Source organism: Selenomonas oralis (assembly GCF_051603425.1).
Lineage (GTDB): Bacteria > Bacillota > Negativicutes > Selenomonadales > Selenomonadaceae > Selenomonas > Selenomonas sputigena_A.
Window position 1 is genome coordinate 1,142,171 of the sequence record NZ_CP194411.1, and the last position, 16,734, is coordinate 1,158,904.

A 16,734-nucleotide genomic window follows, 5' to 3' on the forward strand; every position below is an offset into this window, starting at 1 on the left:
TCCTCGTGAGATATAATCTTCACGACAACATCATTTTATTATTTCTATGTATTTCTGTCAATTTTCTTAGTGATTTATAGAATTTTGGATTGACAGGTGTAATTCTTTGTGCTATTCTTTATTTAAATATTACTTATCAAAAGAAAAATATATGGAGGTGATTTTATGGCTTATGGCGTTCGCCTTGAGGTTTGGGGCGAAGCGGCTTGCTTCACGCGGCCGGAGTTGAAGGCGGAGCGCTTTTCCTACGCCGTCATGACGCCGAGCGCAGCGCGAGGGGTCTTGGAAGCCGTGTTTTGGCATCCGGGCCTAAAATGGCGTATAGATAGGATGTTTATCCTATCTAAAATTCAGTTTACCAACGTCCGCCGCAATGAGCTCAAGGCAAAGATTCCTGTGCGTACGGTGAAGGCTTTTGCGGAGAAAGAGCGTGGGGAACTCTATCAGTCCACGAAGGAGGATATCCAGCAGCGTGCCGCCACCATCTTGAAGGAACCGCATTACATCATCGAAGCGCATTTCGAGATGACGGAGAAGGCATCGGCATCGGACAACGAGGGGAAATTCCGTGAGATGTTCTGCCGACGCGCACGCAAGGGACAGTGCTATCATGCACCGTATCTGGGCTGCCGTGAGTTTCCCGCGCGCTTCCGGCTGTACGAGGAAGAGGAGCTTCCGCCGACAAATGGGGAAACGAAAGATCTGGGCTTTATGCTCTATGATATCGACTACTCGGATCCTAAGAATCTTCAGCCGATGTTTTTCCAAGCACAGCTTGTGGACGGCGTGCTCGATCTTAGGGATTGCGAGGTGTATCGTTGAATGCTCCAAGCACTGGTTGAAAGATATGAGACGGAGTGCAAAGAGGGACGGTTGCCCAGAGATGGTTGGGAGAAGCGTAATGTTTCCTTTGCGCTCTTGCTTTCCAAAGAAGGAGAATTGCTTCAAGTATTGCCGCTCATCCAGAAGGTTTTGCGCGGCAAGAAGGAAGTGAATCGACCGCAGGAACTTATTGTTCCGGCAGGAGAAACGAGGACGGTTGGCATAGCCCCGTTTTTCCTTTGCGATAATTCGTCGTATTTTTTAGGCGCTGATCTGAAAGGAAAGCCCAAGCGTACGGCAGAATGCTTTGCGGCTGCGAAGGCCCTGCACGAGGAGATTCTGGATGGTGCCGGGTCGGACGCTGCTCGCGCTGTCATCGCTTTTTTCGGGCACTGGCAGGGCGGTGAATCGATGGTGCGCACGCATCCGGCTCTCGCGTCTTATGCCGATGAGATTCTTGCCGGGGCGAATCTCGTATTCCGTGTGGCGAGCACCTTCGTGCACGAAGAGCCGGCCGTGCGTGAGGCGTGGGAAATGCATCTCGATGCGAGCGGCGCTGAGGAAAAACGCCGCTGCCTCGTGACGGGCACATTGGCGCCGATCGCCGTCAAGCATCCGGCGCTCAAAGGAGTCAGCGGCGCCCAAGCAACGGGAGCCATGCTCGTCTCCTTCAATGCCAATGCCTACGAATCCTACGGTCACGACGGCGAGCAGGGCGGCAATGCTCCCGTGTCGAAGAAGGCGGCGTTTGCCTACGGCACGGCGCTCAATGCCCTGCTTGCTGATCGCGAGCATACGAAGATCATAGGCGACACGACAATGGTCTATTGGGCCGAGGAGGAGAGCGAGGCGGCACAAGACCTGCTTTGCGGCATGCTTTTCGGCGATGAAGATAAGATGACCGATGATCTGCTGGACGCCGTGCTGAAAAAGGTGCAGGCAGGGGCGACTATCGACTACGAGGGCGTGGCAATCTCCTATGCCAACCCTTTCTATATCCTGGGTCTGGCGCCCAATGCGGCGCGGCTTTCTGTACGCTTCTTCCTGCAAGGTTCTTTCGGGGATTTCTTGAAGAATCTCGCCCTGCACATGGAGCAGATGAAGATTGTCCGCCCGAGCTGGGAGACGCGCGGCAATGTGCCGTTGTGGGAGCTCTTGCGTGAAACGGTGAATCCCAACGCCAAGGTGAAGATGGCTTCTCCCATCATGGCAGGAGCCATGCTGCGGGCCGTTTTGACCGGCGGCAAGTATCCCGTGTCCGTATTCCAAAACATTTTGCTGCGCATTCATGCAGAGCAGGGGGAGCGGAAAATCAATGCAAGGCGCGCCGGCTTTTTGAAAGCATATTTGATGCGAAATCGAGGGAGGAAGATCGCTGTGGCATTAGATGAAAACTCGACCGATGTTGCTTACTTGCTCGGACGCTGGTTCGCCGTTTTAGAAGAGGTGCAGGAGAAAGCGAATCCTGAGATCAAGGCGACGATTCGCGACCGTTTCTTTGATTCTGCCTGTGGAACGCCGGCGCACGTGTTCCCAATGCTGCAGAAGCTCGCGCTTCATCACTTGAAAAAGTTGGAAATGGCTCCCAGAGTTTATTTGGACAAGAAGCTGTCGGAGATCATGGGAAAGCTGGATGCTAAGGATATGCCGCGTCATTTGCCGCTTGAGGAGCAGGGCGTATTCATCCTTGGTTACTATCATCAGAAGCAGAAGCGGTACGAAAAGAAGGAGGAAAAGTAAATGGCGGAAGCAATCAAAAATCGGTATGATTTTGTCATTCTTTTTGATGTAGAAAACGGCAATCCGAACGGCGATCCCGATGCGGGCAACATGCCGCGCGTCGATCAAGAGACCGGACACGGACTGGTCACTGACGTTTGCCTCAAGCGGAAGATTCGCAACTACGTGGAAACGGCGCAGGAAGGGAAGCCGGGCTATCGCATTTACATCAAGGAAAACGTGCCGCTCGCTCAAAGCGACCAAGAGGCCTGTGACCACCTCGGCATCAAGGACATCAAGAAGGTCAAGGCGGCGGATCCTGGAATCGACGGCAAGATTCGCGACTTCATGTGCAGCAATTTCTTCGATATCCGCACCTTCGGCGCCGTCATGACGACCTTCGTGCAGGGAGCGCTGAACTGTGGGCAGGTGCGCGGTCCCGTGCAGCTCGGCTTTGCGCGCAGCATTGATCCCATTCTGCCGCAGGAGATCACCATCACGCGCACGGCGATCACGACGGTGAAGGACGCGCAGACGAAGAAGACGGAAATCGGCCGAAAGTTCATCGTACCCTATGCACTCTACAAGGTTGAAGGCTATGTCTCGGCAAACCTCGCGCGCAAGACGACGGGCTTTTCTGAAGAGGACTTGACGCTCTTGTGGCAGGCGATTCTGCGCATGTTTGAGCTTGACCGCTCGGCGGCGCGTGGCAATATGGCGACGCGCGAGCTCATCGTCTTCCGCCACGAGAGTGAGCTCGGCAATGCGCCGTCCTACAAGCTTTTTGAGCGCATTCATGTCAAAAAGAAGGCGGCGGAGGAGCCGGCACGCAGCTATCAGGATTATGAGGTCACCGTTGACGAAGCAGATCTGCCGGAAGGTGTGACCTGCACGCGCATGAGCTGATGGCATATCGCGAAGAGGAGTGGCTGGATGTCGCCGGCATCCAGCATTTCCTCTTTTGCCGCAGGCAGTGGGCGCTCATTCACATCGAGCAGCAATGGCAGGAAAACTTGCGCACAGTTGAGGGGCAGATTGTCCACGAGAAATGTCATGACGGCAGCCTGCACGAATCGCGCGGGGATTTGCTCGTGGCGCGCGCTCTGCGCATTTCCTCGGCAAAGCTCGGTGTGAGCGGCGTCTCGGATGTCGTGGAATTTCACAGGGAAAAGACAGGCGCGCGACTGCACGGGCAGGAAGGCTTTTGGCGTCCCGTTCCCGTTGAATACAAGTGCGGCAAGCCGAAAGACGGCGAGGAGGATGTTTCACAGCTCGTCCTGCAGGCGCTTTGCCTTGAGGAAATGCTTTGCTGTCATATCCCTGTCGGTTACCTCTTCTATGATGAAATCCATCGACGGCAGAAGGTGGAAATCACGCAAGATTTGCGAGAGTTCGTTCTGCATACGCTCGCTGAGATGCACAAGGAATATTCCCGCAGAGCGACACCCAAGGTCAAGGTGACGAAAAAATGCCGCAGCTGTTCGCTGAAAGACCTGTGCCTGCCGAAGCTGGAAAAAGCGGTGGATGTTTCCGACTATTATGCAGCTGCCTTGAAGGGGGTGTGAGCTATGCGTCATATGCTCAATACCCTGTTCATTTTGACCGAAGATGCGTATGTGGCTTTGGAAAATGAGAATGTCGTTGTACTGCAGGAAGAAAAAGTGCTGGGACGGATTCCGCTGCTCACTTTGGAAAATATCCTTTGCTTCACCTATAAGGGCGCGAGCCCTGCCTTGATGGGCGCGTGCGCCCAAGCGAAAATCGGGCTTTGCTTTTTCAGTCCGCGCGGGCGATTCCTTGCGCGCTCCTGTGGGGAAGTGCGAGGTAATGTGCTCCTGCGCAAGGAGCAGTATCGCCGCTCGGAAGATGATGCGGAGAGTGCGAAACTCGCGGCGGATTTCCTTTTCGGGAAAATCTTCAACACGCGTACCCTTGTCGAAAGGATGAAGCGCGACCATCCGCTGAGCTTGGATCTGACGGCGCTTGCGCAAGTGAGCGCGGAACTCAAAAGCAGCCTGCAGAGCTTGCATCGAGTGCAGTCGCTTGATGAAATGCGCGGTATTGAAGGAAATGCCGCACGTCTGTACTTCTCGTTGTTCAATCAATTCATTTTGCAGAACAAGGACGCATTTTCCCTGGAAGGCCGCCTCAAGCGTCCGCCTCTCGATCGCGTCAATGCCATGCTGTCTTTTCTTTATACCGTGCTGGCGCATGACTGTGCCTCCGCGTTGGAAGGCGTGGGACTTGATGCGTATGTCGGCTTCCTGCACCGCGATCGCCCAGGCAGGGAATCCTTGGCGCTCGATCTCATGGAGGAACTGCGAAGTCTCTTTGTCGATCGTCTCGTACTCACGCTGATCAACAATCGCATCATCAAGCCGGAGCATTTTGAGAAAAAAGAGAACGGCGCCGTCTGGCTCAATGATGCTGGCCGTAAGGTCGTCCTCAAGGAATGGCAGGACAAGAAGCGGGAACAGATCACGCATCCGTTTCTCAAGGAAAAACTCCCTTGGGGCTTAGTTCCCCATGCCCAATCCCTCCTGCTGGCACGATATTTACGCGGCGACTTGGAGGAATATCCGGCGTTTTTGTGGAAATAAGCAGGAAAGATGGAGGGGGCGGCGGAAATGTTGATTCTCGTGACATACGATGTCAATACGGAAACACCTGCCGGCCGCACACGCTTGAGAAAAGTGGCGAAATGCTGCGTGCGCCACGGACAGCGCGTGCAGAATTCCGTGTTTGAATGCGTTCTCGATGAAGCGCGCTTCTGCACCTTGCGGCATGAATTAACAACGTTGATTGACCAAGAAAAAGACAGCCTGCGTTTTTATAATTTGGGCAATAAATACGCAGGAAAAACGCAGCACGTCGGTGCAAAACCAAGTTATGAGGCTGAAGGAACTCTGATGCTGTAGCAAGCATCTCCTTCGCGAGAATAGCCGCAAAATCTCTGTGCGAACCCGTATCACACAGAGGACTTTGCGACGAAAAATGCCTGTAACAGCACGGCCAAAAATGAGGTTCGCGAAAAATATAGCGCGCCCGCTGTAATTAAGCCCGTGTAAACAGGCACAGTCGCGCCCCACACGGGGCGCGTGGATTGAAATCACTCCTGTTGTTGTCTACGCCTAAAGGCTTATGATGTCGCGCCCCACACGGGGCGCGTGGATTGAAATTCGTACCCGCTCCCAAACGGCTACTGGGATAACTGTCGCGCCCCACACGGGGCGCGTGGATTGAAATGGTGATGCGCTTGCCATAGAGTTCTATCTTGTCGAGTCGCGCCCCACACGGGGCGCGTGGATTGAAATCGGGTAGACAACACAACAAAAAAGCAATTCCAGGGTCGCGCCCCACACGGGGCGCGTGGATTGAAATAAGTGCCTTGATACGTTCTTTGTATGCCGTGATGGTCGCGCCCCACACGGGGCGCGTGGATTGAAATCAGCCTTGCCAGCAGGTTTGGGGCTTGGCAATATGTCGCGCCCCACACGGGGCGCGTGGATTGAAATCTTTTCGCGACACGCCCTGCTCCGTGTGTTTGCCGTCGCGCCCCACACGGGGCGCGTGGATTGAAATTCGGGGCATTTCGCAACGTCATTTCGATTGGATAGTCGCGCCCCACACGGGGCGCGTGGATTGAAATGACAAGTATGGACAAACCTATTTAGACCAGCTTGGTCGCGCCCCACACGGGGCGCGTGGATTGAAATGATGATTTTGACTTGCTTCTTTTTGTGCTCTTCGTCGCGCCCCACACGGGGCGCGTGGATTGAAATTAGTACCCCTTGCCTCCTATGGGATAACGCTCAGCGTCGCGCCCCACACGGGGCGCGTGGATTGAAATACAGATGCCGATGCCGCTTTTGAAAAGCTCGTCGCGTCGCGCCCCACACGGGGCGCGTGGATTGAAATAAACGGCGGCTGCATGACGAGTGAACCTTGGAGAGTCGCGCCCCACACGGGGCGCGTGGATTGAAATAAAGAGGATGCGCCGCTTGTCGTCGGTGCTCATCGTCGCGCCCCACACGGGGCGCGTGGATTGAAATAATTGTTGTTTGCACGCTCTCCACCTCCCTTGCCGTCGCGCCCCACACGGGGCGCGTGGATTGAAATCAAATCCCGCAGCCGTGAGGGCATCATTGCTCGGGTCGCGCCCCACGCGGGGCGCGTGGATTGAAATTCGTCGTAGGCCTTGCGCTGCTTCGGCGTCATCGTCGCGCCCCACGCGGGGCGCGTGGATTGAAATTGTAAACAGCTTCTCGCCGCCCGCGTCCTCGACTGGTCGCGCCCCACGCGGGGCGCGTGGATTGAAATCGGATGCTGGACGCGCAGGAGCGGGAGATGACGGGTCGCGCCCCACGCGGGGCGCGTGGATTGAAATAATCTCGTGGGCGCACCGGCGAGCATTAAGCGCTCGTCGCGCCCCACGCGGGGCGCGTGGATTGAAATTTTAACGGGCTGTCGGTGCGCTACAACATCATCGGCGGTCGCGCCCCACGCGGGGCGCGTGGATTGAAATGGTGCTGCGTGGGCGGCTCTGCCGCTGACGGTTCGTCGCGCCCCACGCGGGGCGTGATACGCAGATTAGTGCGACGCTCAAAACGCGCGAAATACGGGCCTTGGCGAGCCTCCGGTGAGGCGCACCTGGTCTAAGATACGCGACCAAAACATTTTGCGCAGCTGCTTGCTCAGATGCTCGTAGCGGTCGATGAGATTATCAGCTGCGACGGTCTCCAAGTAGGCGAGGTTGACTGTCGTGCGTGGGCGCAGGGCGGCGATCTGTGTGTCGATCTCGGCGTAGCGCACGTCAAACTCGTCGCGCTGAATCAAGCCCTCGACGTAGAGCTCTTTGAGGCGTGCCTGTTTTGTGCGCAGCTCCTCAGCAGTGACTTGCGCATCGGCATCGTCCTTGCGCGTGAGCTTTTTGACGTCGGCGAGGTACCGCTGCAGCTCAAGCTTGAGCGAGGTCAGCAGAGCCTCCTCGACATGGTCCTCGCGCCAATAAGTCTTGTGCGGGCAGCCCCTGCCGTGCGTGTGGTCGCGGCAGGTGTAGTAGGTGTATATCTTGTTGTTGAGCTTGCGATTGCGCGGCGTCAGCAGACGACCGCACTCCGGGCAGCGCAGGAGCCCCCAAAAGAGATACGTCATTTTACTGCTGGGATTGCGCGTCCGGCCGGCAAAGACCTTTTGGGCTTGAGCAAACAGCCCCTCGTCAATCAGCGCCGGACAAAAGCCCTTGATGCCGTAATACTCGCCGAGGTACGCGCGGTTTTGCAGAGCACGGCCGATGGAGCCCTCCGTTTTGGCGTAGCCGTATTTCTCCCTCAACATTTTAAAGGTACTCAAAACGGTGCGGTGCGTGACAAAATGCTGAAACATCTCGATCACCATGGGCACGGCGGGCTCGTCAATGTGGATCCGCTTGTCCTCGCCGATGACGTAACCCAGCGGCATGTGCCCTGTGATGACTCTGCCCTCGCGTAGGAGCCCCTCGTGGATGTAGCGGACTCTATCGCCGGTCTGATCGCTCTCGTGCTGCGCAAGGGAGAGCTTGAGGTTGAGCATCAAGCGTCCGTTGGTCGTTGTGGTATTAAAGATCGCCTCTTGCGAGCACTCCCAGAGGACGTTATGCTGGTCTAGGATATCCTGCACGGCATAGTAGTCGTGCACATTTCTAAACCACCTGTCTAGGCACTTGAAAATAATGATGTCGATGGTGTCCGCCTGCACGTCCTCTAAGAGGCGCTGCAGGCCTTTGCGACGGCTGAGAGCTTTGCGTGCCGTCGCGCCCTCGTCGGCGTACAGGCCGACGACGTGGTAGTTATGCCGCTCGGCATACTGGCGCAGGTCATACTCTTGCTCGGCGAGACTGTAGCCGTGGCGTGCCTGTTCATCTGTTGATACGCGGATGTAGAGCGCCGCGCGTTTTTTTGTGGCCATAAAAAATACACCTCCGGGGCAGTGGTAATAGACCCCGAGGTGTGATATACTTTTGCTTGGATTGGCGAGTATATCCCTCGGGATTGCTTGCTTCTGCCGCTCATTGTGTTGGCGCACGGTGGGCGGCTTTTTAATTTGATTTTTGTATCGCTTTGTGCGATAATAAGCGTGTAGGAGCTGACTTGTGAAGGATAAGGCTGGGTTCCCGAATGGGAGTAGGCTTAAGGCTTAGAATCCTTTGCCCCTGGGGTTGGCTTCCCTACTTTGGATTTAAGGCTCTGGACGATGTGTTCAGGGTCTTTTTTGATCTGCTCCACAATCAAATTGATAGCTTTATCGCTGTATGAATAGTTTGGATTTGTGTTTCGATCATAGACGTAGCAGAGACTAGGGTCGCCTTTCAGATCATAAAACTTGACGAAAAGGTTGAAGACGAACGCATTGAACGTGTGTCGTTTGCTTTCGTCTGCTGTAAATGGATTTACAAAGGGGATGTTATCTTTCTCAATGACCGCTTGTATACGCTCTAGACATTCTCGCCTACGATAGGGGCATGATTTTTGCATGTCGTGGCGTTCTTTCAAAATGAAGGCAGCGTGTTCAGCGTTCTTTGAGATAGAGAAACTGGCAGCGGCTTGACCTTGCTTTTTCGTTATATAGAAATCGTGTTTAACTGGAATGGCAAAATTAGTATTATCCACTGTGTTGATTGTTCTGCCGATTGATGACATGATTGTCAGAATGTGTTCAGCCAAGCTGTCTGGGTATCTGGCGCGTATGGAATCCTCTGTTACTTCTTCCATTCTTACAGAAAGCGTAAGAAAGTTGCTGCCTAGTTTATCGGTGATGTCGATATGGAAAAATTGTAGTAGTTTGTTCATATAGTTGATGACGCAGGATTGAAATAGTGGTACATATATTTGCTCATATTCCTCTGTGATGAAATGTGTGCTTATGTTGCGCAAGTCGATAATTTTTTCAAGATTGATCCGCAGAGGATCTTTGTCGTTTGTGAATACTTCTTTAATGCAGGCGTTCAGCGACTTTGTGCGTGGCTTATCGTCTTTGTAATAAATAGCATCTTCGCCACAAGATTGCATGATGTGGGCTTTGAGCAATAGCTCCCACGCGTTGCAGATAAAGAAGCTGAATCCTTCGACTCTGTAACGAATGGTGGGTTTATTGTAAAGTTCGATCGCGACAATAAAAGCCTCTTGGCTTTTTCCGAGAAGTTTTTGTGTCAAGGTCATTTCGTTACTGTGCACTATCTCGCTCCTCTGATTATGACATCTGCTTCTGCCGCGCATCGTGTTGGTAACACGGCGGGCGGCTTTTTATTTGTCGGCGTCCTCAGTTTAATTGAGGGTGTTGTGTTATATACATCTAAAACGAATAACCTCTGTGCCTAGGTTAGCACAGAGGTTATCGTTGGTTTGGGGGTACGGTAGAACCGATTCCCAAATCGCTCTGCGCTTATTATAGCATATTCCTGTGATATTGGAAAGAGGAGGGCATATAAAATTTATTTACTGCCCTTATGATAATCCCGCCGCAGCCGTCTCTCCGCCCGTGCAATCACTCTAAATCGTGCAGATACGCGACGGCTTTGCCCAAGATGCGGATGTCATCGCAGTCGCCTTTGTGATATACCATGGGCTTGTACTTGGGGTTGGATGATACAAGGGTGACTTTTTTTGTTTTGTTGGCACGCTCAGTTAAATTGCGGGTGCGTTATATCGGCTGTCTAATGACAGGAAGCGCTTGGCGATTTAATCATTGGCATAAGCATTCTTCATAAGCAGATCTTTGTGCGCAGATGCATAACTGCGAATCGTATTAAGTACGAGCTCATCCCAGGATTCAGGAACAATCGTATGCACAAAAGCTGCACCATCCTCGCTATAAATAACCTCATTTCTGGCATCGTAAAATACTACTGTATAGCAAGTTATGGTCTTATCAGATAGTGATATAGTTTCCAAGGATTTACTAGATCGTACGTCATAGAAGTTTTCATCATTGAGAAGGTTTACCAGTTTCTCTGCACCCTCTGGCGTATATACTACTTTTTTCCAATACGTAATTTGATTAGTGTCGACGGAGCTTGCCCTATTCAGATAATCATGATTTAATTCATACTTGATGCTTTCTGAATCAAAAAAATATCCGGTTTCAGCATCAGAATCTATCCACTCCCATGTTGCAGCATGAACCAAACTTACAGATAAAGATGTGATAAAGAACAAGGGTAATAGAAAGAGAAAAATGTTTTTCATGATACGTATCTCCTTACTGTATTATATTTGTTTGGTAAGATAGACTCTATTCTTTATGTTGACGCGTTTGAAAAAGCCGAAATTGCTCCAAACATAAAATATCCAAGTGGGATCGCCGACATCTGAGCAGAAAGTGAGGAAATCTTTTTTTAATTCGACTTGTTTATAAGTCTGCGACTGTTTTAATTGTTGATAAAAGCTCCTAAATTTATGAAGCCTAGCATAGGCAGATGCGATTCTGTCTGCAGGATATTTGTTCAAGGTGAGTTTTTCCATACAACGAGATAAGTTACCCAAAGTTACTTCATCAAAAATTATTGGTGCAAGATCTAGTAGTATATCGAAAGAGGTAACTTGTAAATCTTTATGGTTTGTATCGTTTGGGTCGACTAACGACCAAGCCATAAAAATTCGTTCGTCAAGAGAAAGCATTTCGAGAGCATCTTGGTAGATTTCCCTACTGCCGGCACCGTCATACTTTATTTTTTGTGACAGCCGTGACCGTGTAAGATGAAGCTCTTCATGAATCATCCAATGCCCGCATTCAGGGCATCGCATGGTATCGGCAATGGCTTCGTTTTGTGCGGGTATGTAGCGAAGCCGATGAGATAGGCAGTTTCTATTGGTGCAACAAAAAACGCCTGTGGGATTTGCTGTGTATCCTGTTAAATCAGATGTTTCGATAATACGAACCTCTTCCTTAGAAAAGTAGCCCGTTTGCACACCGTTCGAAGGATTTATTGTGCGAGAACGCTTAAAGATAAAGTCAAGTAGTCCCATGATGGCGTCTCCTGATGTCAGTGTTTTTACAACGTCACGTTATACATAACAACCTTACCGACAAGCTGTAAGTCCTCACAGTCCCTGTAACTAAAAACAATGTCGCGGTAGGACATATCGCTGCTGTCGGGACGGAAGATGAACTCCTGGTGCTCTTTATCATTGAAAAAACGCTTGACAGTGTAATCACCGTTATTGCTGACAACCACAATATCGCCATTCTTGATTTGCGATAGTTCGATTTTTGTGAGTACGGCGATAATTGCGCCATTACGAATAACGTTGTTCATGCTCTCTCCGTTGACGGGCATGAGGAGAATGTTTTTATTGCGCGCATATCGTCCAAGCATACAATCGGGAACAGTCACGAGCGGTAGAGCGGTCAGTCCTTCGATGGTGGTGAGACTTCCTGCAGCAACTGAAGCGGGCACATAACGATAGGGAGCGGATGGGAGGGCACTGGGTTCTTCCGAGGGATTGTCTTCCAGAAAATAGCTTTTCCCTACATCAAAGTAATCGGCTATTTGTTGGATAAGCCCCATTGTTCGTGGCATAGATTTTCCCAACACCCATTTCCCTACGGTGCTTTCGGAAACATTGAGGATTTTTGCTAATTCATTTTGATTTAAATCGTGCTCTTTAAGCATTTTTCTAAGGCGTTCGCTAAATAGATCACGCGCTTTTAGCGTCTTGTCAGATAGAGACATCGCTTGTACACCTCCATAGCCTAAGTATAGAATAAAATTCTAGTTTTTGCAATATAAATATAAAAATATAGAAAAAAATTCTTGATACTAGAATTTAATTCTATTATACTGATATCAGAAAAGAAACGGGAGGTGATTATATTGTTCCCCAAGATATCCCTGAAAGCAGCTCGTGTAAACGCGAATCTCACGTTATTGGAAGCTGCAAAGCTTTTGGGAGTGGGAAAAGACACTCTTATAAAGTGGGAACGTAATCCAGATCGCGTTCAACCACGATATCAAAAACGCATATCTAAGGTGTATGAAATGCCTATCGATGTGATTTTTTTTGGGATCTGACTAGAATCTAATTCTATATCATCACCCTCGCGATCCAGCGGGGGCGGCGCAGAGAGGAGAGAAGTGCGATGAAATCCGAAAAAATCTATCGGCTTGAGAATGCGAGCATAACAAAAGCCCTGCGCGTTGCGTTCGTGCAGGGCGAGGGGACACAGGAGAGTCCATGTCGGCTGATGTGGCGGTTTTATTTGCCGGATGGTCGCTATGTTGGCGAGATTCCAGCAGACGGTCAGGATGACACGAAGTCAGAGGCATCGCCAGCGACGTATTCGGCGACGATGAGATGACACAGCGCCAACATGAATTTCTTCATCTCAGGGATATTGTAGTCGGGATGTTTTTGAACGGCGTGGGTTTGGTCATTGCCAATCCATGATATAGCCTTCGCCAAGTTTCGTATTTTTTCAAAAGGGATTCGAGCGATGGAACGCCCGAGGGGTTCGTTCAATATTTCTTCTTCCTTATCAGGAGATTGTTGGATGAGGTACTGTTTTACCAGTATTTCAAGGGCTTTACGGTACGCCATGCCACAGATTTTGTCTAAGCCACCGATCTCGGCAACAGATGCCTGCTCGTAGATTTGATAAAAGTCCGGATAGTGCTGCTTTATCTCAGGCGGGATAGGCAGGGGTGGCAAACGGAAGGGCGGCTTTGGAGCCCTTTGTGAAGATAATTCTCCCCAATTGTTCTGATGGATTATGTGAAGCGATAAGAATAGGTGTTTGCATACAGGACAGGCAAGGATGAATCCAAATTCATTCCCTTCGGCAGCCCTTGTTTTTGCGAGCAGAAGTGGAGAGATTCCCTTATTGCACCACGGACAAATATCTGGAAGTTCAAACAGGCACTCTTCATCGTCGATCATTAATTTTTCTATCATGTTGGATATCTCCTTTCATCGTGATTATACCACGGCGAGGAGGGGGTAACAATGAAAGGAAGGATCAGGGATGCAGTACGGCGAGGAGATGCCGTTTGAGAGGAACGGCCACAGCGGATATCAGATTCGTTGGAATGAGAGCGTTGTGGCGGCGCTTCAGTGAGCCGAAACGCCCGCGAGGGCGTCCGCGGGAGATTGCCTACCCGCGCTGATGAGGCAGGCAGAAGCGTCCTGCATAGATGCACGCGGACGCCATGAGGCGTCAACCAAAGCCGTGCAGGGCGCAATCCTGCAAACTGTATGGAGGTGAAACCTATGACCGAGACGCAGGCGGCGCATATCTGGCGTGTGCTGCTAGAGCTGAGCGGCCTGAAAGATTTTGAGATCGAGATCCGCAAGGCCGAACAGCCGGAAATGGAAGAGGCAAAGGAGGAAGCGTCGTGAGGATTTATATAGCGCATCCGTACACGGGCGACGAGGTGCGCAATCGCGAACGCGCGCGGAAGGCGGAAGAGTTGCTGCGCAAGGCGACGCCGCAAACGGCATTTTACAATCCCGTCGGCAGGATGTCCGAATCGAAGCAGTTTGCTGCGATGTCCTACTCCGACATCATGGTGATCTGCCTAGCCGAGCTTGCGCGATGCGATGGCGTCGTATTTTGCGGCGACTAGGCAAAGAGCAAGGGCTGCCGCCTTGAGGCGCAAACGGCCAAAACGCTGGATTTGCCGCGCTGGTACGGGGTGGATGCCTATGTCAAGATGTGGAGGTGCGTCGAGATCGAGGCGCAGTACGAGGAGGTAATCTTATGACAGAGACAACACGCATGCAGGAGCTCATCGAGATTTTTTGTGACGCTGATCGGCGTCGGGGACTCACAGCGGAGGAGATCGAGCGGTATTGCCCGACCATCGACGATGCTATTGAGGCGGTGGAGTAATGGGCGAGGATCTTAGAACAGTATTAAAGAAATATGATACCGCCTTTTGTAGTGTGAATCTTGATAACGTTAGCCTAGTAATCGTACGAGGCAAGGATGAAGATATTGCCAAGTCTACAATCGACATTCTTACTCTGGCGCTTGAGCAGATACAAGATCCGTGGAAAAGGCTTTCGCTCCTCTCTGACGTTGCTATTACCGCGAAGAAACTCGCGATGAAAACGATTGAAAATATGTCTAAGGACAGATGAAGTTGAGAACAAGATAACAATAAAAAGAAAAAGCGCCCGAGCGGCGGCAACCGCTCCGAGCGCAGATGAATAACATTTCACCGTGAGTATATCACAAACGAAAGGGGAAAATCAAGATGAAGCTGCTCAGACTGACCTATGAGAACTTCAAAGCGCAGACGCAGAACATCGTCCTAAACGAGGCCGACGTTGACATCTTCGGCGCGAATGGCGCGGGCAAGACCACAGCGTTTGACGCTTTCACGTGGCTGCTCTTCGGCAAGGACAGCAAGGGGCGCGAACTGTCGGACGACATCAAGAAGCGCTCGGCGCAGGACAACGGCGAAGAGCATAGCGTCGAAGCCGTTCTGCAGCTCGACGGCGGCGAGGCCGTCAAGCTCAAGCGCGTCTTTCATGAGAAGTGGACGAAGAAGCGCGGCAGCGCGACGGAAACCTTTTCGGGGCACGACACGGACTTCTTCATTGACGACGTGCCGGCGAAAAAGCGCGAGTACACGGAGCGCATCAACGCCATCATGGATGAGGCGCATTTCAAACTCCTGACGGACCCGCTCTATTTCAAGAACCAGCTCGGCTGGCAGGAGCGGCGCAAGATTCTCCTCGACATCTGCGGCGACGTCTCGGATGATGCGGTCATCGCCGCGAACAAAGAGCTTGCCGTCCTGCCGGAGATGCTATGCGGCAAGAGCATCGACGACTATCGCAAGATGGTGCAGGCGTCACGGACGAAGACGAACGACGAGCTGAAGAAGATTCCCGTCCGCATCGACGAGGTGCGGCGCGGCCTGCCCGACGTGGAAAGTGTCGCCGAAGAGCCTCTGCGCTTGGAGCTGAAGAACTTGCAGGAGCAGAAGGATGAGATCGCCCGAAAGCTCGCCGCGCTCCATGCGGGCGGCGCATCTGCCGAGAAGAAGCGCAGGATCGCCGAACTGGAAGCGCGGCAGATCGCCGTCAAGAATCGCTACGAGCAAGAAGTTAACAAGGCTGCACTGGACAAGCGGAAGAAGCGCGGTGAGCTGGAAACGGACATCGAGCGGGCACAGAGCAGCGTCGCCATACTGAACGGGCGCATGGAAGCCCTGCAAGCCGACATCGAGGCGAGGGGTGAGGCCATCCAAAAGACGCGCGACGAATGGCACGCAGAGAACGGCAAAACCTTTTCCACTGACATCGAGGCCGCTTGCCCGACCTGCGGGCAGAAGCTCCCGACGGAGAAAATCGAGGAAGCCCGCAAAAAGGCGCAGGCGGACTTCAACCTCAAGAAGTCCGAAACCCTTGCGGCGATCACCGCACGAGGCAAGAACCTCGCCGCAAAGCTCCAAGAATACGGCGAGGAACTGGAACGACTGCAGGGCGAGGCAGAAGCCAAGCAGGAAAGAATCCAGTCGATGAAAGCCGCCCTCGCCGCTCTTGCGACAACGGAAGACACGCTTGCCGACTGCACGCAGGATGCGGAGTACCTTGCGGCGGAGCGGGAGGAGAAGCAGCTTCTCACCGAGATCGAGCAGCTTGCCAAAGGAGTGGAGACGGAAGCGTACAAGCTGGAAACGGAGAAGAAAGCCATCGATCTCGACATCGCCGTGCGGACGGAAACCCTCGGCAAGCTGCAAGCGTATCGGACGGGACTCGACCGCATCGAGGAACTTACGGAAGGGCAGAAGAATCTCGCCGTCCTCTTTGAAGTGATGGAACACGCGCTTTACTTGACTGACCTCTTCATCAAGACGAAGGTCGAGATGCTCGATGCGCGCATCAACAGCAAGTTCCGCATCGCCGAGTTCCGCCTCTTCGAGACGCAGGTCAACGGCGGCGTGAGCGAGTGCTGCAGCGTCCTCTACGACGGCGTGGAGCGCATGAGCAACAGCCAAGAGATCAAGGTCGGTCTCGACATCATCCGAACGCTCAGCGAGCACTACGGCACGACGACGCCGATCTTCGTCGACAACTGCGAGAGCGTCAGCGAGCTTCCCGCGATGGACGGACAAATCATTCGCCTCATCGTGAGCGCTGACGACAAGAAGCTGCGCATCGTGCGCAAGGACAAGGAACAGGCGGCAGCCTGAAAAGGAGGAAACGA

Annotated in this window: 18 protein-coding genes, 1 other RNA gene and 1 CRISPR repeat array; of the genes, 13 read left to right on the top strand and 6 right to left on the bottom strand. The window is 52.4% G+C overall.

Annotated features, from left to right (window positions below; translation table 11 throughout):
• Window positions 1–165: 165 nt before the first annotated feature.
• The 6 genes from cas5c to cas2 are packed head-to-tail and all read left to right on the top strand — an operon-like array spanning window position 166 to window position 5,459.
• Window positions 166–822 carry a type I-C CRISPR-associated protein Cas5c gene (gene cas5c / locus ACRTGH_RS05390; RefSeq protein WP_368847529.1) on the top strand — a complete coding sequence of 219 codons (657 nt, stop codon included), beginning with the start codon at window positions 166–168 and terminating at the stop codon, window positions 820–822.
• Window positions 823–2,562 carry a type I-C CRISPR-associated protein Cas8c/Csd1 gene (gene cas8c, locus ACRTGH_RS05395; RefSeq protein ID WP_368847530.1) on the top strand — a complete coding sequence of 580 codons (1,740 nt, stop codon included), beginning with the start codon at window positions 823–825 and terminating at the stop codon, window positions 2,560–2,562.
• Window positions 2,563–3,447 (top strand): type I-C CRISPR-associated protein Cas7/Csd2, encoded by an 885-nt coding sequence (gene cas7c / locus ACRTGH_RS05400; RefSeq protein WP_368847531.1) that lies wholly within the window; start codon window positions 2,563–2,565, stop codon window positions 3,445–3,447. It abuts the gene before it with no gap.
• Entirely contained in the window at window positions 3,447–4,106 is a 660-nt protein-coding gene (gene cas4 / locus ACRTGH_RS05405; protein WP_368847532.1) for a CRISPR-associated protein Cas4, read from the top strand. The genes cas7c and cas4 overlap by 1 nt, the downstream gene beginning before the upstream one ends.
• A 3-nt stretch (window positions 4,107–4,109) precedes the next feature.
• Window positions 4,110–5,141, top strand: a complete 1,032-nt coding sequence (gene cas1c, locus ACRTGH_RS05410; protein WP_368847533.1) for a type I-C CRISPR-associated endonuclease Cas1c — start codon at window positions 4,110–4,112, stop codon at window positions 5,139–5,141.
• A 27-nt stretch (window positions 5,142–5,168) separates the two neighbouring features.
• Window positions 5,169–5,459: a CRISPR-associated endonuclease Cas2 gene (gene cas2 / locus ACRTGH_RS05415; RefSeq protein ID WP_368847534.1), complete on the top strand. Its 291-nt coding sequence runs from the start codon at window positions 5,169–5,171 to the stop codon at window positions 5,457–5,459.
• A gap of 159 nt (window positions 5,460–5,618) precedes the next feature.
• Window positions 5,619–7,066: a CRISPR direct-repeat array (repeat unit 33 nt; unit sequence GTCGCGCCCCACACGGGGCGCGTGGATTGAAAT).
• A 77-nt stretch (window positions 7,067–7,143) separates the two neighbouring features.
• Here cas2 and ACRTGH_RS05420 read toward each other — a convergent pair.
• The 5 genes from ACRTGH_RS05420 to ACRTGH_RS05440 all read right to left on the bottom strand — a co-directional run bounded on the left by ACRTGH_RS05420 (window position 7,144) and on the right by ACRTGH_RS05440 (window position 12,250).
• Entirely contained in the window at window positions 7,144–8,487 is a 1,344-nt protein-coding gene (locus ACRTGH_RS05420) for a recombinase family protein (protein WP_438474777.1), read from the bottom strand.
• A gap of 221 nt (window positions 8,488–8,708) precedes the next feature.
• Entirely contained in the window at window positions 8,709–9,752 is a 1,044-nt protein-coding gene (locus ACRTGH_RS05425; protein WP_368847536.1) for a DUF3644 domain-containing protein, read from the bottom strand.
• Between the two features lie 504 nt (window positions 9,753–10,256).
• Complete coding sequence (locus ACRTGH_RS05430; RefSeq protein ID WP_368847537.1) at window positions 10,257–10,763, bottom strand: hypothetical protein; 507 nt, start codon at window positions 10,761–10,763, stop codon at window positions 10,257–10,259.
• A 21-nt stretch (window positions 10,764–10,784) separates the two neighbouring features.
• Window positions 10,785–11,543 carry a hypothetical protein gene (locus ACRTGH_RS05435; RefSeq protein WP_368847538.1) on the bottom strand — a complete coding sequence of 253 codons (759 nt, stop codon included), beginning with the start codon at window positions 11,541–11,543 and terminating at the stop codon, window positions 10,785–10,787.
• Window positions 11,544–11,569: 26 nt separating this feature from the next.
• Window positions 11,570–12,250: an XRE family transcriptional regulator gene (locus tag ACRTGH_RS05440; RefSeq protein ID WP_368847539.1), complete on the bottom strand. Its 681-nt coding sequence runs from the start codon at window positions 12,248–12,250 to the stop codon at window positions 11,570–11,572.
• A gap of 132 nt (window positions 12,251–12,382) precedes the next feature.
• Between ACRTGH_RS05440 and ACRTGH_RS05445 the strand changes: the two genes are divergently transcribed.
• Window positions 12,383–12,589, top strand: a complete 207-nt coding sequence (locus tag ACRTGH_RS05445; RefSeq protein WP_368847540.1) for a helix-turn-helix transcriptional regulator — start codon at window positions 12,383–12,385, stop codon at window positions 12,587–12,589.
• Between the two features lie 229 nt (window positions 12,590–12,818).
• On the opposite strand, the gene ACRTGH_RS05450 is transcribed toward ACRTGH_RS05445, so the two are convergent.
• Entirely contained in the window at window positions 12,819–13,469 is a 651-nt protein-coding gene (locus ACRTGH_RS05450; RefSeq protein ID WP_368847542.1) for a hypothetical protein, read from the bottom strand.
• A 162-nt stretch (window positions 13,470–13,631) separates the two neighbouring features.
• Here ACRTGH_RS05450 and ACRTGH_RS05455 point away from each other — a divergent pair.
• From ACRTGH_RS05455 to ACRTGH_RS05480, 6 genes are all read left to right on the top strand, one after another.
• Window positions 13,632–13,695: hammerhead ribozyme type II (locus ACRTGH_RS05455), an RNA gene on the top strand.
• Window positions 13,696–13,784: 89 nt separating this feature from the next.
• A complete protein-coding gene (locus ACRTGH_RS05460; RefSeq protein ID WP_368847543.1) occupies window positions 13,785–13,913 on the top strand; it encodes a hypothetical protein in 129 nt (42 codons plus the stop codon).
• A complete protein-coding gene (locus ACRTGH_RS05465; RefSeq protein ID WP_368847544.1) occupies window positions 13,910–14,140 on the top strand; it encodes a DUF4406 domain-containing protein in 231 nt (76 codons plus the stop codon). Before ACRTGH_RS05460 ends, ACRTGH_RS05465 begins: the two co-directional genes overlap by 4 nt.
• 134 nt (window positions 14,141–14,274) lie before the next feature.
• Complete coding sequence (locus tag ACRTGH_RS05470) at window positions 14,275–14,406, top strand: hypothetical protein (RefSeq protein WP_368847545.1); 132 nt, start codon at window positions 14,275–14,277, stop codon at window positions 14,404–14,406.
• A complete protein-coding gene (locus ACRTGH_RS05475) occupies window positions 14,406–14,657 on the top strand; it encodes a hypothetical protein (RefSeq protein WP_368847546.1) in 252 nt (83 codons plus the stop codon). The genes ACRTGH_RS05470 and ACRTGH_RS05475 overlap by 1 nt, the downstream gene beginning before the upstream one ends.
• Before the next feature lie 116 nt (window positions 14,658–14,773).
• Window positions 14,774–16,720: an AAA family ATPase gene (locus ACRTGH_RS05480; protein WP_368847547.1), complete on the top strand. Its 1,947-nt coding sequence runs from the start codon at window positions 14,774–14,776 to the stop codon at window positions 16,718–16,720.
• The last annotated feature ends 14 nt before the right edge of the window (window positions 16,721–16,734 follow it).

What these genes read in the sequence shown, in the direction of transcription:
- cas5c (WP_368847529.1), top strand. Translation starts at nt 166, where the DNA reads ATGGCTTATGGCGTTCGCCTTGAGGTTTGGGGCGAAGCGGCTTGCTTC.
- cas8c (WP_368847530.1), top strand. Translation starts at nt 823, where the DNA reads ATGCTCCAAGCACTGGTTGAAAGATATGAGACGGAGTGCAAAGAGGGA.
- cas7c (WP_368847531.1), top strand. Translation starts at nt 2,563, where the DNA reads ATGGCGGAAGCAATCAAAAATCGGTATGATTTTGTCATTCTTTTTGAT.
- cas4 (WP_368847532.1), top strand. Translation starts at nt 3,447, where the DNA reads ATGGCATATCGCGAAGAGGAGTGGCTGGATGTCGCCGGCATCCAGCAT.
- cas1c (WP_368847533.1), top strand. Translation starts at nt 4,110, where the DNA reads ATGCGTCATATGCTCAATACCCTGTTCATTTTGACCGAAGATGCGTAT.
- cas2 (WP_368847534.1), top strand. Translation starts at nt 5,169, where the DNA reads ATGTTGATTCTCGTGACATACGATGTCAATACGGAAACACCTGCCGGC.
- ACRTGH_RS05420 (WP_438474777.1), bottom strand. Translation starts at nt 8,487, where the DNA reads ATGGCCACAAAAAAACGCGCGGCGCTCTACATCCGCGTATCAACAGAT.
- ACRTGH_RS05430 (WP_368847537.1), bottom strand. Translation starts at nt 10,763, where the DNA reads ATGAAAAACATTTTTCTCTTTCTATTACCCTTGTTCTTTATCACATCT.
- ACRTGH_RS05435 (WP_368847538.1), bottom strand. Translation starts at nt 11,543, where the DNA reads ATGGGACTACTTGACTTTATCTTTAAGCGTTCTCGCACAATAAATCCT.
- ACRTGH_RS05440 (WP_368847539.1), bottom strand. Translation starts at nt 12,250, where the DNA reads ATGTCTCTATCTGACAAGACGCTAAAAGCGCGTGATCTATTTAGCGAA.
- ACRTGH_RS05450 (WP_368847542.1), bottom strand. Translation starts at nt 13,469, where the DNA reads ATGATAGAAAAATTAATGATCGACGATGAAGAGTGCCTGTTTGAACTT.
- ACRTGH_RS05460 (WP_368847543.1), top strand. Translation starts at nt 13,785, where the DNA reads ATGACCGAGACGCAGGCGGCGCATATCTGGCGTGTGCTGCTAGAGCTG.
- ACRTGH_RS05470 (WP_368847545.1), top strand. Translation starts at nt 14,275, where the DNA reads ATGACAGAGACAACACGCATGCAGGAGCTCATCGAGATTTTTTGTGAC.
- ACRTGH_RS05475 (WP_368847546.1), top strand. Translation starts at nt 14,406, where the DNA reads ATGGGCGAGGATCTTAGAACAGTATTAAAGAAATATGATACCGCCTTT.
- ACRTGH_RS05480 (WP_368847547.1), top strand. Translation starts at nt 14,774, where the DNA reads ATGAAGCTGCTCAGACTGACCTATGAGAACTTCAAAGCGCAGACGCAG.